11 protein-coding genes are annotated in these 14,633 nt (G+C 53.7%); 7 read left to right on the top strand and 4 right to left on the bottom strand.

Translation table 11 applies throughout. The features are described 5' to 3' along the window. Positions 1-4 precede the first annotated feature (4 nt). Positions 5-1,690: an ArnT family glycosyltransferase gene (locus LX66_RS06805; RefSeq protein ID WP_145711181.1), complete on the top strand. Its 1,686-nt coding sequence runs from the start codon at positions 5-7 to the stop codon at positions 1,688-1,690. On the opposite strand, the gene thiL is transcribed toward LX66_RS06805, so the two are convergent. Continuing rightward, the gene (thiL, locus tag LX66_RS06810; RefSeq protein ID WP_145711183.1) at positions 1,691-2,725 is read right to left on the bottom strand and encodes a thiamine-phosphate kinase; all 1,035 of its coding nucleotides are present in this window, start codon (positions 2,723-2,725) and stop codon (positions 1,691-1,693) included. It lies immediately after the preceding gene. 13 nt (positions 2,726-2,738) lie between these two features. Next, a complete protein-coding gene (locus LX66_RS06815) occupies positions 2,739-3,509 on the bottom strand; it encodes an inositol monophosphatase family protein (RefSeq protein WP_145711185.1) in 771 nt (256 codons plus the stop codon). 68 nt (positions 3,510-3,577) lie between these two features. On the opposite strand from LX66_RS06815, the gene LX66_RS06820 reads away from it, so the two are divergent. From LX66_RS06820 to LX66_RS06845, 6 genes are all read left to right on the top strand, one after another. Next, positions 3,578-5,116: a GH3 family domain-containing protein gene (locus LX66_RS06820; RefSeq protein ID WP_145711187.1), complete on the top strand. Its 1,539-nt coding sequence runs from the start codon at positions 3,578-3,580 to the stop codon at positions 5,114-5,116. 125 nt (positions 5,117-5,241) lie between these two features. Next, positions 5,242-5,880, top strand: coding sequence for a LysE family translocator (locus LX66_RS06825; protein WP_145711189.1), 639 nt, complete (start codon positions 5,242-5,244; stop codon positions 5,878-5,880). Positions 5,881-5,982: 102 nt separating this feature from the next. Then, positions 5,983-6,498 carry an RNA polymerase sigma factor gene (locus tag LX66_RS06830; RefSeq protein ID WP_145711191.1) on the top strand — a complete coding sequence of 172 codons (516 nt, stop codon included), beginning with the start codon at positions 5,983-5,985 and terminating at the stop codon, positions 6,496-6,498. 62 nt (positions 6,499-6,560) lie between these two features. Then, a complete protein-coding gene (locus LX66_RS06835; RefSeq protein ID WP_145711193.1) occupies positions 6,561-7,613 on the top strand; it encodes a FecR domain-containing protein in 1,053 nt (350 codons plus the stop codon). Between the two features lie 86 nt (positions 7,614-7,699). Next, the gene (locus LX66_RS06840) at positions 7,700-10,960 is read left to right on the top strand and encodes a SusC/RagA family TonB-linked outer membrane protein (RefSeq protein ID WP_211366043.1); all 3,261 of its coding nucleotides are present in this window, start codon (positions 7,700-7,702) and stop codon (positions 10,958-10,960) included. A gap of 35 nt (positions 10,961-10,995) precedes the next feature. Next, a complete protein-coding gene (locus LX66_RS06845; protein WP_145711195.1) occupies positions 10,996-12,777 on the top strand; it encodes a RagB/SusD family nutrient uptake outer membrane protein in 1,782 nt (593 codons plus the stop codon). Positions 12,778-12,864: 87 nt separating this feature from the next. Here LX66_RS06845 and LX66_RS06850 read toward each other — a convergent pair whose 3' ends face one another. Together LX66_RS06850 and LX66_RS06855 are read right to left on the bottom strand one after the other, a co-directional pair. Beyond that, positions 12,865-13,905: a 2-oxoacid:ferredoxin oxidoreductase subunit beta gene (locus tag LX66_RS06850; protein ID WP_145711197.1), complete on the bottom strand. Its 1,041-nt coding sequence runs from the start codon at positions 13,903-13,905 to the stop codon at positions 12,865-12,867. Positions 13,906-14,023: 118 nt separating this feature from the next. Continuing rightward, positions 14,024-14,371 carry a carboxymuconolactone decarboxylase family protein gene (locus LX66_RS06855; RefSeq protein WP_145711200.1) on the bottom strand — a complete coding sequence of 116 codons (348 nt, stop codon included), beginning with the start codon at positions 14,369-14,371 and terminating at the stop codon, positions 14,024-14,026. Between the last annotated feature and the right edge of the window lie 262 nt (positions 14,372-14,633).

A 14,633-nucleotide genomic window follows, 5' to 3' on the forward strand; every position in this document is an offset into this window, starting at 1 on the left:
CTGTATGTCGGCACTAAGACGCTTTTTTACTAAAGATCATTACAAGTACGCCTTTTTACTGGGCTGGCTGCTACTGGGCCTGCTGCAGGCCTGCTTTACCCAGCTTATGGACGATGAGGCCTATTACTGGGTATACTCCCGCCACCTGGATTGGGGGTACTTTGACCATCCGCCTATGATAGCCCTGCTGATAAAGCTGGGCTATGCCCTGTTCCATAACGAGCTGGGCGTGCGCCTGCTGATGGTGGTGATCAACGTGCTGACGCTGTGGATCACCTGGGAACTGCTGCCGCAACGGCACAACCGCCTCCTGTACCTGGTGCTGGGCGCAATGGGCGCCATGCAGATAGGCGGTATGCTGGCTGTACCGGATGTGCCGCTGATATTTTTTGCCACGGTATACTTCTGGGTATACCGGCGTTTCCTGGAGCAGCAGAGCTGGACCAATACGCTGTTGCTGGGCATCAGCATGGCCCTCATGTTTTACAGCAAGTACCATGGCATCCTGCTGGTATTCTTTACCGTGGTATCCACCCCCAGCCTGCTGAGGGTATTCAAGTTCTATACCGCCTGCGCGCTCACCACCCTGTTGATGCTGCCCCATCTTTACTGGCAGTACGCGCACGGTTTTCCTTCCCTGCAATACCACCTGGTGGAGCGCAACGCCGCTTCCTACAATATCAGCTATACCCTGGAATACATACTGGGCCAGTTGCTGTTATTCGGCCCCCTGGCCGGGTGGCTGCTGCTGTACTATGCTTTTATATGCCCTATCCAGAGCAGCTTTGAGCGTACCCTGAAAGTGTGCCTTGCCGGTGTGCTGGTGTTCTTCCTGTTCAGCACCTATAAAGGGCGGGTAGAGGCCAACTGGACGGTGATGGTGTTTACGCCGGCCGTTATACTGGCGCACCAGGCCATCATCCGCCGCCGCGGCACCTGGAAGCTGCTGCAGTACCTTACCCTGGCCACCCTGGTAGTGGTGCTGGCAGCCAGGATCTACATGGTATGGGATTTTGCGCCGGGCATTGAGATCCGGCCGGAAATACATCATAACCGCGAGTGGGCGGCTGCCCTGCAATCCAGGGCCGGCAACCGGCCGGTGGTGTTCCTGAACAGCTACCAGTTGCCCTCCAAGTACATGTTCTATAGCAATAATGGTTTATCCTACAGCGTAAACAGCCGCTATGCCCGTCGCAACCAGTATAATTACTGGGATACGGAGACGCAGTTATGGGGCAAGCCGGTGATGATCGCCTTCCAGCGGGGCATGGAGATGCCGGTTACCGATAGTGTGCATACCGCAAAGGGTACCTGGGAGTATTATATGCAGCCGCAGTACTATTCCTATTCCCTGGTACGGCTGGTGCCGGCTATTAAAAGCCTGCAGGTAAGGCCCGGGGAGCATATGACCTTCATTCTCCAGTTGCGCAACGGTTACGGGCAGCCGGTGCAGGAGGATACCGTGCATGAAGCTGTGCTGGGCTATGCATTTGTCCGTAATAAAGAAGAAGGGCTGCCGCCGGTAAGAACAGATGTAGGCTTGTTCCGTGCATTACAGCGCCACCTCATCCGTATGCAGGTGAACATGCCGGAACAGCCGGGCATTTACCAGTTGAAGTTCTGCGTGTTTGCAGGAGTGCTGCCGCCTACGCATAACAGTGATGCCGTGACGGTGGAAGTGAAAGAGTAGTTACTGCTCAAAGGCGTTCCATCCCTGTGCTACCAGCTTGAATTTGTTGCCGCCTTTGGTGACGATGTGGGCGCCCTCGCTGATATCCGTCATATACCCGATCACGCTGATCTGTTCAGACAGCACCAGTTTATCATGGTCTTCCTGCCGGATAGTGAACAGCAGCTCATAATCTTCTCCTCCGCTCAGCGCACAAGCCGTAGGGTCCAGGCCGAATTTAAGCGCCTGCTGCCTGCTCTGGTCGTCTATAGGTATTTTCTCTTCGTATATCACACAGCCCAGGTTGCTTTGCCTGCAGATGTGCAGGGCTTCGGAGCTGAGGCCGTCGCTAACGTCCATCATGGCCGTGGGGCGCACATCCTGTTCTTCCAGGTAGGCAATGATATCTTTGCGGGCCTCCGGTTTCAGGAGGCGGCCTATGATGTAGGCCTGGTTCTCCAGGTCGGGCTGCAGTTGCGGGTGCTCCCGGTACACCTTCTTTTCCCGTTCCAGCAGGGTCAGGCCCAGGAAGGCCGCGCCCAGGTCGCCGGATACGCAGAGCAGGTCGCCCTTTTGGGCGGTAGAGCGTTTTACGAACTGGTCCGGCGCTACTTCCCCGATGGCCGTTACGCTGATCACCAGCCCTTTTTGGGAAGAGGAGGTGTCGCCGCCGACCAGGTCTACCCCGTATCGCTCGCAGGCCGCGTACACGCCTTCGTAGAACTCGCTGAGCGCCTCTACGGAAAAGCGGTTGCTGAAGCCGATGTTCATGGTAATATGGGTAGGGGTGGCGTTCATGGCGTAAATGTCCGACAGGTTTACTACCACGGACTTGTAGCCCAGGTGCCTCAGGGGGGTGTACATCAGGTCAAAATGAATGCCTTCCAGCAGCATGTCCGTGCTGATCACGGTCTGCTTGCCAAAATGGTCGATGACCGCGGCATCGTCGCCTACGCCTAAAACGGTGCCGGCTTGCTGTATCTCTATGTTACGGGTCAGGTAGTCTATCAGTCCAAACTCCCCCAGGGAGCTGACTTCCGTCCTTTCTTCGCTCATGTGTTGGTATGGTTTATTTGCCATTTACGGCATCCAGCAGCTCGCTGTGTATTTTGCCGTTGGTGGCAATGATCTTTTTCTGGTGGGGAGAAAAGCGCTGTCCGCTGAAGTCAGTCACCTTGCCCCCGGCTTCTTCCACAATAATAAAGCCGGCTGCAGAGTCCCATGCGTTTAGCTTGTGCTCGTAAAAGCCGTCAAAGCGTCCGCAGGCTACCCAGCACAGGTCTATGGCGGCGGATCCCAGGCGGCGCAGGGGCAGACCCTCCCGGATGAAGCGGCCAAACACGGCTACCGGGTCGTTGTCCTGCTCTTCCCAGGTGTAGGGGAAGCCGGTCACCAGGCAGGCATTGGCCAGGTGGCTTTTGCCGGATACGCGGATGGGCTGGTCATTCAGGGTGGCGCCGGCGCCTTTCTCCGCAAAGAAGAATTCGTTCATAAAGGGGTTGTACACCGCCCCCAGTATCATTTCGCCATCCTTTTCCACTCCAATGGATACGCAGCACAGCGGAATACCGTGGGCAAAGTTCACCGTGCCGTCCAGCGGGTCTATGATCCATTTGATATTGGAAGCGGTGCTGATCTCCCCGGCTTCCTCGCTCAGGATATAGTGATCCGGGAACGTGGCCCGGATGGTACCGATAATGGCGTTTTCCGCCTGTTTGTCAGCCTCCGTCACCAGGTCGTTAACGGTACTTTTACTGTCTATCTGGAAGCTGCCGTTAAAATATTCCTGTAAGATTTTTCCTCCGGCTTGCGTAGCTTTGAGTAATGTGGCTTTTAACATGCCGCAAAGGTAGGACACTTACAACTAATTAGTGTATTTTTGCATTTCAAATAATGTGAAGGAAATTAATGGCCATCATCGGTAATCTTATATCCAGGTCACTACGCATCCGTAAAAAATTCACGGTCAAGTTAGGAACACCACGCCAATACCAGCTCCAGGTACTGCACCGCCTGCTGATGAAGGCCAAGGGCACCCAGTTCGGCCGCCACTACAAGTTCCAGGAGATACTGGACAGTCCTAACTTTATGGCCCAGTACCGCACCCGCATACCGGTGCATAATTACAATAAGATGTACCGGGAGTGGTGGCACAAGTGCCTGGAAGGGGAAGACAATGTAAGCTGGCCGGAAAAGGTAAAGTACTTCGCTCTCAGCTCCGGCACCTCGGAGTCCGCCAGCAAGCACATCCCTGTTACCCGCGACATGCTGCGCACGGTAAAGAAAGTAGGGGTGAAGCAGCTCTACTCCATGGCCAACTTCAACATACCGTCCAAATCATTCGAGAAAGGCATCCTGATGCTGGGGGGCACCACCTCCCTGTACGAAAAGGGCGACTATTACGAAGGTGACATGAGCGGCATACAGGCCAAGAACATTCCCCGCTGGTTCCGGCGCTTTTACAAGCCCGGCGGCCGCATCTCCAAAAAGCCCAACTGGGAGCAGCGTATCCGGCTGATCGTGAGAAAGGCCCCGCAGTGGGACGTAGGCACCGTATGCGGCGTGCCTGCCTGGGTACAGATCGTGCTGGAGGAGATCATCAAATACCACGGCGTAAAAAATATTCACGAAATATGGCCTAACCTGGCCATTTACATACACGGGGGCGTTTCTTTTGAGCCCTACCGGGAAAGCTTCCAGAAGCTGCTGGGCAAGCCCATCACTTTCATTGAAACTTATATGGCCTCCGAAGGCTCCTTCGGTTTCCAGGCCCGGCCCGGTACCAAAGGCATCAAGCTGGTGCTGAACGCCGGTATCTTCTTTGAGTTCATTCCCTTTAACGAAGATAATTTTGATGCGGACGGGGAGGTAAAACCCAATCCCAAATCCTACATGATACACGAGGTGGTGGAAGATGTGGAATACGCCGTGATGCTGAGCACCTGCGCCGGCGCCTGGCGCTACCTGATAGGAGATGTGGTGAAGTTCACTTCCGTGAAAGAGCACGAGATCGTGATCGTGGGCCGTACCAAGCAGTTCCTGAGCCTGTGCGGGGAGCATATGAGCATTGACAATATGAACAAGGCCATTGATACCGTGCAGAAAAAGCTGGGCATTACGGTAAAGGAATTTACCATTGCCGGGTTCCCTTATGAGAACCTGTTTGCCCACCGCTGGTACGTAGGCACCAACGATGTGTCTGTAGATGCCGCCAAAGTGCGGGAGATCATTGACCAGACCCTCTGCGAGGTGAATGACGATTACGCTGTGGAAAGAACCTCCGCTTTAAAAGAGGTGTTTGTGGAAGTATTGCCCAACGAGGTGTTTATCGACTACCTGCGCTGTAAAGGCAAGGAGGGCGCTATGAACAAGTTTCCCCGGGTACTGAAGGGCGACAAACTGAAGGACTGGGAGCATTTCCTGGAAACAAAAACTGTAGGTAAATAAATTCCAAAATCCAAATTCCAAATCCCAAAATGAAAACAAAGGTCCGGACTAAAAGCATACTGCTTTTATTTTTGACACTTCTTCAAGGTTTGGAATTTGGGATTTGGGATTTGGAATTTTAAGGCATGGTAGCAGCAATCGTAGCAGGATTAGGGCTGGGAGTATTTCTATCAGTATCGGTGGGGCCGGTTATATTCGCCATCATCAAATACAGTGTGAATAATGGTTTTAAGGCCGGCATCAGCTTTGTGCTCGGTGTATCCCTCAGCGATATCGTGTTTGTGCTGGTAGGTAACCTCGCTACTTCCTTTATCGTGGGGCTGGAAGATTATAAAAGGAGCATAGGCGTTGTAGGGGGCGTGATGCTGGTAGGCATGGGATTGTACGGGCTGTTCTTTAAGAAGATCAGGATCAGCACCGGGGAAGAGAAACCGGAAATGTTCCGCACCCATGATTACCTGAAAATATGGCTGGCCGGTTTCCTCATGAACACCCTGAACCCCGGCGTAATGATATTCTGGCTGGGCGTGTGCGTAGCCAACAGCGCCACTACCGTCAGCCACCGCCTGGTGATGTATATTGTTTGTCTCACCTTTGTACTGTCCATGGATATTTTAAAAGTGTTTGTGAGCGACAAGATCCGGCATAAGCTCACGCTGAACAACGTGGTGTGGCTCAACCGCATTGCGGGCGCCAGCATGGTGCTGTTTGGCGTAGTGCTGCTCTACAAGGTGCTGTTTGATGCAGCAGGCCTGGGACACTGATTTACCATCTCTTCACATAAAGATAACCTGCCGGCTCTTTTCCATATTCTAATTTTGTTCCCCGTATCTACACCGTATCATTTTTCAAATACCTGAAGTGTCATGGAGTTGCTGGACAGGATCAGACATGATGATGAAACCGCATTCGCAGATTTTTTTGACAGATACCATACCCACCTGTTTTTCTTCCTCAGGAAAAAGACCGGCTCTGATTTCCTGGCAGAAGAGCTGGTGCAGCTTACCTTTATCAAACTCTGGAACCACCGGCGGCACCTGGCCCCGGATATTGACCTGCCCATACAACTGTTCCGCATTGCCCGCACTACTTTAATAGATAAGCTCCGGACCGAGGCCGTAGCCAGTAAGCGCATGCACGTGATCCGCGAGCAACTGGAAACCGTTACGGAAACCTCCTCCCTGTACGAGGAAAAAGAAGTAATGGAACGCCTGCAGTTAGCCATTGACCGGTTGCCCCCCGTCCGCCGCACTATTTTCCGCATGAGCCGCCTGGAAGGCCTCACCTACAAGGAAATTGCCCACCGCCTGCAGATCTCTCCCCGCACCGTAGAGCACCAGGTCAGCCATGCCGTGCGCCAGTTGCAGGAGTGGCTGTTTTAAATTAATGTTAACAGTAGGGAGTGCCTTTCCTGTTTATCGTATTTAAAGGCGAAAGGAATCAGATGAAATTAGATCCGTCTTTAATTACCCGCTTTTTAAACAATGCATGTGACGCGGAAGAAAGAGCACTGGTGGCGCAATATTTACATGATCATCCCGATGAGATGGAACGCTACCTGGGCGAAGCGGAATGGATGGATCTCATTACGCAGGAGCAGGCATTTACGCCCCGCTCCGCTGCCATGAAGCAGGCGGTGATGCAGGCCATCAGCACAACAGCGCCCAAAACCAGGCGCGTGCATTACCGCAGGCTGGCGGTGGCCGCCATGCTGTGTGTGCTGGTATCCGTGTCCGGCTTCCTGTGGTGGCAGCAGCGCCAGGCTGGCGACAGCGGGAACAGCGCCCCGGTAGCCGCGGCCATGATCACCATAACCAATCCGCTGGATACGGTAAAGGCTATACGCATGCAGGATGGATCGCTGGTGCTGCTGGAAGGCCGCAGCACCATTCAGTTCCCGGAGGACTTCAGGCACAACCGCCAGGTGCTGCTACAGGGCGACGCGCTGTTTGATGTGGCGAAAAATGAGGCCCATCCTTTTAGGGTCCATACGGGAAAGTTGGATATAACGGTATTGGGCACACGTTTTTTTGTATATGCTGACAAGGCAGGAGAAGGAACGAACATTAAGCTGTTCAGCGGCAGGATACGGATAGGGACACCGGCCATAGCAGGAACGGCGGGGAAAGAGATAGACCTCCTGCCCGGTAAGGAGTTTCGCTACCAGCAGGGTACCTGGGCCGTGCAGTCATTCGGGGAAAAGGAACCGGCAGTGCCGCAGCCCGCAACGCAGCGGCAGGTAGAAGAAACGGCGCCGGCTGCTGTTAACGGACTGGTATTTGAGAACCAGCGGCTGACTACCGTGCTGGCGGCCCTGGAAGCGCATTTCGGTGTTCCGCTGCACTATCCGCAAAAGGAGCTCCGCCAGTATTATTTCAGCGGCGAGTTTACAGCGAACGATTCATTATCACATATCCTGAATACGATCAGTGCCCTGAACGGACTGCAGGTAAAAGAGGACAGTACCGGCTTTACATTGTCAGCGGTTAAACCATAATCTTTAGACAGGCGGTATTCACATCACATATTCTATTATTTCTGATAATATCAAAAACGCGATTTATGGTATTAAATGGTACTCGTATGCATTTTATGAAAGCGCATGTATACATGTGGCTGACGCTGGGGTTGCTGATCTGTGCCGGCAGCAGCATGGCGCAAACCGTTGCGCAGCCGGCGGTAAAAGGCGTGGTGCAGGACAGCACCGGCCAGTTCCTGTTCGGGGTGACCGTAGGCGCCGTTAACACGGCTACCGGCTACTCCACCGGCACCTTTACAGATGAAAAAGGCGTTTTCCAGTTTGCACGCCTGCCCGAAGGAGGGCCTTACACCTTCAAGTTCTCCAGCATTGGCTATGCGCCAAGGGAAATGAGTGGCTACATGGTAACGGCAGACGGGCATATTTCACTGGCCGTGAAGCTGAAGCCCGATAACAAATCGCTGGAAGAAGTGATCGTGGTGGGCTACGGCACGCAGAAGAAAGCCAACCTGACCGGCGCGGTAGACCAGGTAGGGCCGGAAGTGCTGGAGAACCGCTCCCTGACCAACCTCACCCAGGGCCTGCAGGGCGTGGTGCCCAACCTTAACCTTGTCATGGGTGATGGTAAGCCCATACAGGCGCCTGCATTCAATATCCGGGGCACTACCTCCATTGGCCAGGGCGGCAATGCGCTGGTGCTGATAGACGGGGTGGAAGGCGATCCCAGCCTGATCAACCCGAATGATGTTGCTACCATCACGGTGCTGAAAGATGCATCTTCCGCCGCCATTTACGGCGCCCGGGGCGCTTTTGGCGTAGTGCTGATCACTACCAAGCAACCTGCCAAGGGGAAGACCAGCATTACCTATTCGGTAAGCCACTCCATCAAAAGCCCTACTACGGTACCCGATGTGGTGACGGACGGTTACCAGTACGCCAAGATGTTCAACGAAGCATGGACCGCCTGGAACGACTATTCCCAGACGCCGCAGAACGTGAACAAGACCGTGAAGTTCTCCCAGGAATACCTGGCTGAATTTGAGCGCCGCTCCAAGGATCCCAGCCTGCCCAAAGTAGAGGTGGGGCCTAACGGGGAGTACGTGTATTACGGCAGTACGGACTGGTATAAGGAATTGTACAAGAACACTACCGGCGCTACGGAGCATAACCTCTCCCTTTCCGGCAGCAGCGGCAAGACCAGCTTTTACGTGACCGGCCGGTACTATGGCCAGGACGGGCTGTTCCGCTATAATTCCGATGATTACAGGATGTACAATTTCCGTGCAAAAGGCACTATCGAGCTGCTGCCCTGGCTGCAACTGGAGAATAGCACCAACTACTCTTACTCGAAGTACCATAACCCGCTGAATGTGGGAGAAGGCGGCAGTATATGGCGTAACCTGGCGGATGAAGGGCATCCCATGTCGCCGCTGCTGAACCCGGATGGCACGCTTACTTACTCTGCCGCCTATACGGTGGGAGACTTCTACTATGGCAAGAACGGGATCGATATGGACCAGCGCGTTATCCGCAATACCACCGGCCTTTCCGCCCAGTTCTTCGATAACAAGTTCCGGATCAAAAGTAATTTCACTTTCCAGGACACGGACAGTACTGCAAAGCAGCGGCGCGTGCCTGTGCCCTACAGCCGTATACCGGGCGTGATAGAGTATGTAGGCACCAATACCAACGATCTGCAGAATACCTACCGGCAAACGGAATACCTGGCGGCCAACATTTACGGCGAATATGAGAACCGCTTTGCAGGCCGCCACTATGTAAAGGCCATGCTGGGCTACAACTACGAGCAGTCTACCTACAAAAGACTGACCACTTCCCGCAACGGGCTGATCTCTGAAGATGCGGAGGACATTAACCTGGCCCTGGGCCAGTCGGTTACGACTTCCGGCGGCTGGGAAAAATGGAATATTCTGGGCGGCTTTTTCCGGTTGAATTACATCTACAATGATAAGTACCTGCTGGAGGTGAATGGCCGGTATGACGGCTCTTCCAAGTTCCCGGCGGATGAAAGGTACGCTTTCTTCCCCTCTGTATCTGCCGGCTGGCGCGTATCGCGCGAATCTTTCTGGCATGTGCCGCAGGAGATCATCTCTGACCTGAAGATCCGCGGCTCCTGGGGCTCCCTGGGCAATGGCAACATCAGCTCCTATGCTTTCCAGGAAAAATTTTCCATTTCACAATCGGGTCTGGTGCTCAACGGCGTGCGCCCGCAGAAAACCAGCCAGCCCGGTGTGATACCGGACGGCCTTACCTGGGAAACCTCCACTACGCAGAACCTGGGCCTGGACCTGGGCCTGTTGTCGGACCGCCTGCGTGTAACGGCCGATGCATATATCCGTAACACTACCGATATGTTTACCGTGGGCATGACGCTCCCCGCAGTGTTTGGTACGAGCGTGCCCAAAGGCAACTATGCCGACCTGCGGACCAGAGGCTGGGAAGTATCCCTGGCCTGGAACGACCGCTTCAGCCTGTCTGCCAAACCCTTCCAGTACGGCGTACGCCTGGTGCTGGCAGATTACCAGTCGGAGGTCACCAAGTATAACAATCCCAACAAGAACCTGAGTGATTACTACACCGGCCAGCAGGTAGGAGAAATATGGGGCTATGTTACAGAGGGTTTCTTTACCTCCGAAGAAGATGTGGCAAAATCTCCCAGCCAGGCCCTGCTAAGCGCTTCTACCGGCGGCAAATGGCTGCCCGGCGATATCAAGTTCAGGGACGTGAACGGCGATGGCGTGATCAGCTACGGTGATAAAACGGTAACGAACCCCGGCGACCGGGTAGTGATCGGTAACGCCACCCCGCGTTATACTTACGGCATTAACCTGGATGCAGACTGGAACAACTTTTTCTTCAGCGTGTTCTTCCAGGGCGTAGGCAAGCAGGACTGGTGGCCCGGCGGCGAAGCAGGCACCTTCTGGGGGCAGTATAACCGTCCGTATAATGATATTCCCAAATCCATGCTGGGCAATATCTGGTCGCCGGAAAACCCGGATGCCTATTTCCCCCGCTATAAAGGATATGTGGCCCTGGGCGATACGCGTGAGCTGACGGCGCAAACCCGTTACCTGCAGAACGTGGCCTACATCCGTATGAAAAATATTCAACTGGGCTACCACCTGCCCAAACACCTGGTCAGCAGGATCGGGATCAGCAATGCCCGGGTGTTCGTATCCGGTGAAAACCTATGGTCATGGTCGCCGCTTTACCGCATCACCAGGGACTTGGATGTGGAAAGCATCCAGGGATCAGACCGGGTGCTGACCAGCGGCACCAGTGGTAACGGTAACAACTACCCGATACTGAAGAGCATCACCTTCGGCCTGTCCGTGACTTTATAACCAGACTTTGTAAAACTTAAAATACAGCGATACATATGCGTATAAAATATTCCCGGCTACTGGTCTTTTCCACCCTCCTTTTTGCTGCCTGCACCAAGGACCTGGACCAGGTGCCGAAAGATACGGCCACCGGCGAAACGATATTCGGCAGTGAAACAGGGCTGGCCACCTATGCAAATTCCTTTTATGAAGTGTTGCCTATGGCCAATGATGTGCATAAGGGCGACGCCATGGCCGACTACGCCGCCAGGACACAGGTGCCCGATTTTCTGCGGGCCGGCGCCTATGGTCCCCAGCAAAGTGACGGCTGGGACTGGGATGAGCTGCGTAATATCAATTACTTCATTGAGAACTGCACCAACCCCAAAATAGCGCCGGCTGTAAGGCGGCACTACATCGGGCTGGCAAAGTTCTTCCGGGCATGGTTCTATTTCGATAAGGTAAAAAGGTTTGGCGATGTGCCCTGGATCAACAAGACCATGAGCATTGACGATCCGGACCTGTACAAGGGGCGCGACTCCCGCACGCTGGTCATGGACTCCGTACTGGCCGACCTGGATTCCGCCTGCGCCAGCATTACTACCCTGGAGGATGATTCCCGCAGCCTGATCACCAAATACGTGGCCTATGCCTTTAAATCAAGGGTATGCCTGTTTGAGGGCACTTTCAGGAAGTATCATACGGAATACAACCTGCAAGGCACCGCAGACCGCTGGCTGACCGAAGCCATGAATGCCGCCCGCACCGTGATGGACGAATCCGGTTTTACGCTGAACACCGCCAATGGCACGGATATGTCCTACCGGCAGTTGTTCATCAGCAAAGCCCCGGTAGCTTCCGAGGTGATGCTGGCCGCTATCTGCGATCCCGAGCTCAGCGTGTTCAATGACGCCAACTGGTGGTGGACCAGCTCTACCTACGGTTCCAGGGTAAGTTTCACCCGGACCTTTATCAATACTTACCTGAATATTGACGGCACGCCCTTTACCTCCAAAGCCGGTTATGCTACCCTGCCTTTTGCGGAGGAAGTAAAAGGAAGGGACAAGCGGCTGCAGCAGACCATCCGCATGGGCGACTACAAACGTATCAACGGCGGTGCAGCAGCACCGGCCCCGCCCGTATTCTCTTACACTTATACCGGCTACCAGCCTATTAAGTGGTGCCTGGACGATACCTACTATGACGGCGGCAACCGGAATGATAACTCCATCTCCATTATCCGGTATGCAGAAGTGCTGCTGAATTATGCGGAGGCCAAAGCCGAGCTGGGCGCCTTTACGGATGCAGACTGGAGCGAAACGATCGGCGCACTGCGCAGCAGGGCTGGTATTACCGCCGGGCTCACCGCTAAACCGGTAACGGCTGATCCCTACCTTACTGCGAATTATTTCCCCGGCATTACGGACCCGGCCCTGCTGGAGATAAGAAGGGAGAGAGGCATTGAGCTGGCACTGGAAGGATTCCGCTTTTATGATATTGTACGCTGGAAACGCGGGGAGCTGATGGACCAGGTATGGAACGGCTTTTATGTGCCTGCCCTGGATGTGCCGATGGACCTGAACGGCGATGGCGTGAATGATGTAGTGTTCTACCAGCAGGCGCCCGCCACCCAGTTGCCCGGTGTTACCTACATAAACGTAGCGCCCACCCTTGGCGACGGTTCCACCAACCCGCAGCGGCTTTCGCAGGGTACCAGCGGAGAGCTTACCTGGTTGAGCCACATTACCCGGAAATGGAATGATAAGTACTACCTGTACCCCATACCGGAAGCAGACCGCCTGGTGAATCCCGCGCTGGGGCAAAACCCGGGCTGGTAGTTTTAAGTAAAAAGTAAAAAAGAAAAAGAAAAGGAGCGAATGATGTATATCACTCGCTCCTTTTCTTTTTAATTTTTTCTTTTTTACTTACCTGATCGTCCACGTTTCCCGGCCGGCCAGCAGTTTGTCCAGGTCGCCGGCGCCGCGCTGGGCAATGGCCTGCTCGATCTGCAGGGCCATGCTGTCCTCGTAGGTAGGACGGCTGGCCTGGTAAAACACGCCGAAGGGGCGGGGCAGGTGACCTTCAATACGCGGATCGTCGAACATGCGGGTCAGGAGCTGCGCTTTATAGAAGTCCTGCTCGTCATGTACCCACAGGTCGCTGGCGCTGTACTCGCCGCCCAGCTCTACCACTACTGGTTTCAGGCCGTCCAGGCGCACGCCTTTGTTCTTTTGCGCACCGAACACCAGCGGCTGTCCCTGTTCCAGGAAGATGGCTTCCTCCGCCTTGGTGCTTTTTTCGGTGAATACTTCAAAAGCCCCGTCATTGAATATGTTACAGTTCTGGTATATTTCCAGGAAGGAAGCGCCTTTGTGGGCGTGGCTGCGTTTCAGCATTTCCTGCAGGTGCTTGGGGTCGCGGTCCATGCTGCGGGCAATGAATGTAGCATCCGCACCCAGGGCCAGGGCCAGCGGGTTAAAGGGATGATCTATGCTGCCAAAGGGAGTGGACTTGGTCACCTTGTTCTCCTCTGAAGTAGGGGAGTACTGGCCTTTGGTGAGCCCGTATATCTGGTTATTGAACAGCATCACGTTCAGGTCAAAGTTGCGGCGCAGCAGGTGGATGGTATGGTTGCCGCCAATGGACAGGCCGTCGCCATCGCCGGTCACTACCCATACGCTCAGTTCCGGGCGGGTAGCTTTCAGGCCGGAGGCAATAGCGGTAGCGCGCCCGTGAATAGAGTGCATCCCATAGGTGTTCATATAGTACGGGAAGCGGGAAGAACACCCGATCCCGGAGATGATCACGATATTTTCACGGGGAATACCCAGCCCCGGCATAATGGTCTGTACCTGTTTTAATATGGAATAGTCCCCGCAGCCAGGGCACCAGCGTACTTCCTGGTCCGTTGCAAAATCTTTGGCCGTTAGCGTTTGCGCTGGTGTGTTTATAGTAGTTGTTGACATTGTTTTATATTAGAGGTATACCACAAAATTAATTAAGAATTAAGAATGAATAATTAATAATATCTGCAACACAAGTGTTGCTCTGGGCAATAATGTTACGCATATTATTAATTCTTAATTATTCATTATTAATTAAAAGTTCCCAGTACTCTGCCGCACGCCGGGTATGGGGTATCACGATGGTGCCGCCCACAATATTGGCTACAGCAAATATTTCATACATTTCCTCGGTGGTCACGCCCTGCTCATGGCATTTGCCCAGGTGGTACCGGATGCAGTCGTCACAGCGCAGCACCATGGAGGACACCAGGCCCAGCATTTCCTTCACTTTGGTGCTCAGCGCACCTTCCGCATAGGTATTGGTATCCAGGTTAAAAAGCCGGTTGATCACCTTGTTCTGTTTCCCCAGGATGACCTCGTTCATCCTGGCCCGGTAATCGTTAAATGCTTTGATCTCGTCTGACATATCTGTTTTTTTATGCCTTCTTTCAAGCCAGGCTTTCATGGCTAAAACTATGAAAGGATTGGCAAATATATTAATAATCTACCGTATTAGTGGACTATTGCCGCTCCTGCCGGCATAATAAAAGGTTATTGCCGATAACCTTTTATTATACCGGGAATGTCAAATTCTAAATGTAAAATTTCAAATGTAAAAGTTGGAGGAAGCGTTCCAACGCAGCCTTACCGGTTTAATGAAACATTGCCACCAACTTTTACATTTTATA

It is taken from the genome of Chitinophaga japonensis (genome assembly GCF_007830125.1).
Lineage (GTDB): Bacteria > Bacteroidota > Bacteroidia > Chitinophagales > Chitinophagaceae > Chitinophaga > Chitinophaga japonensis.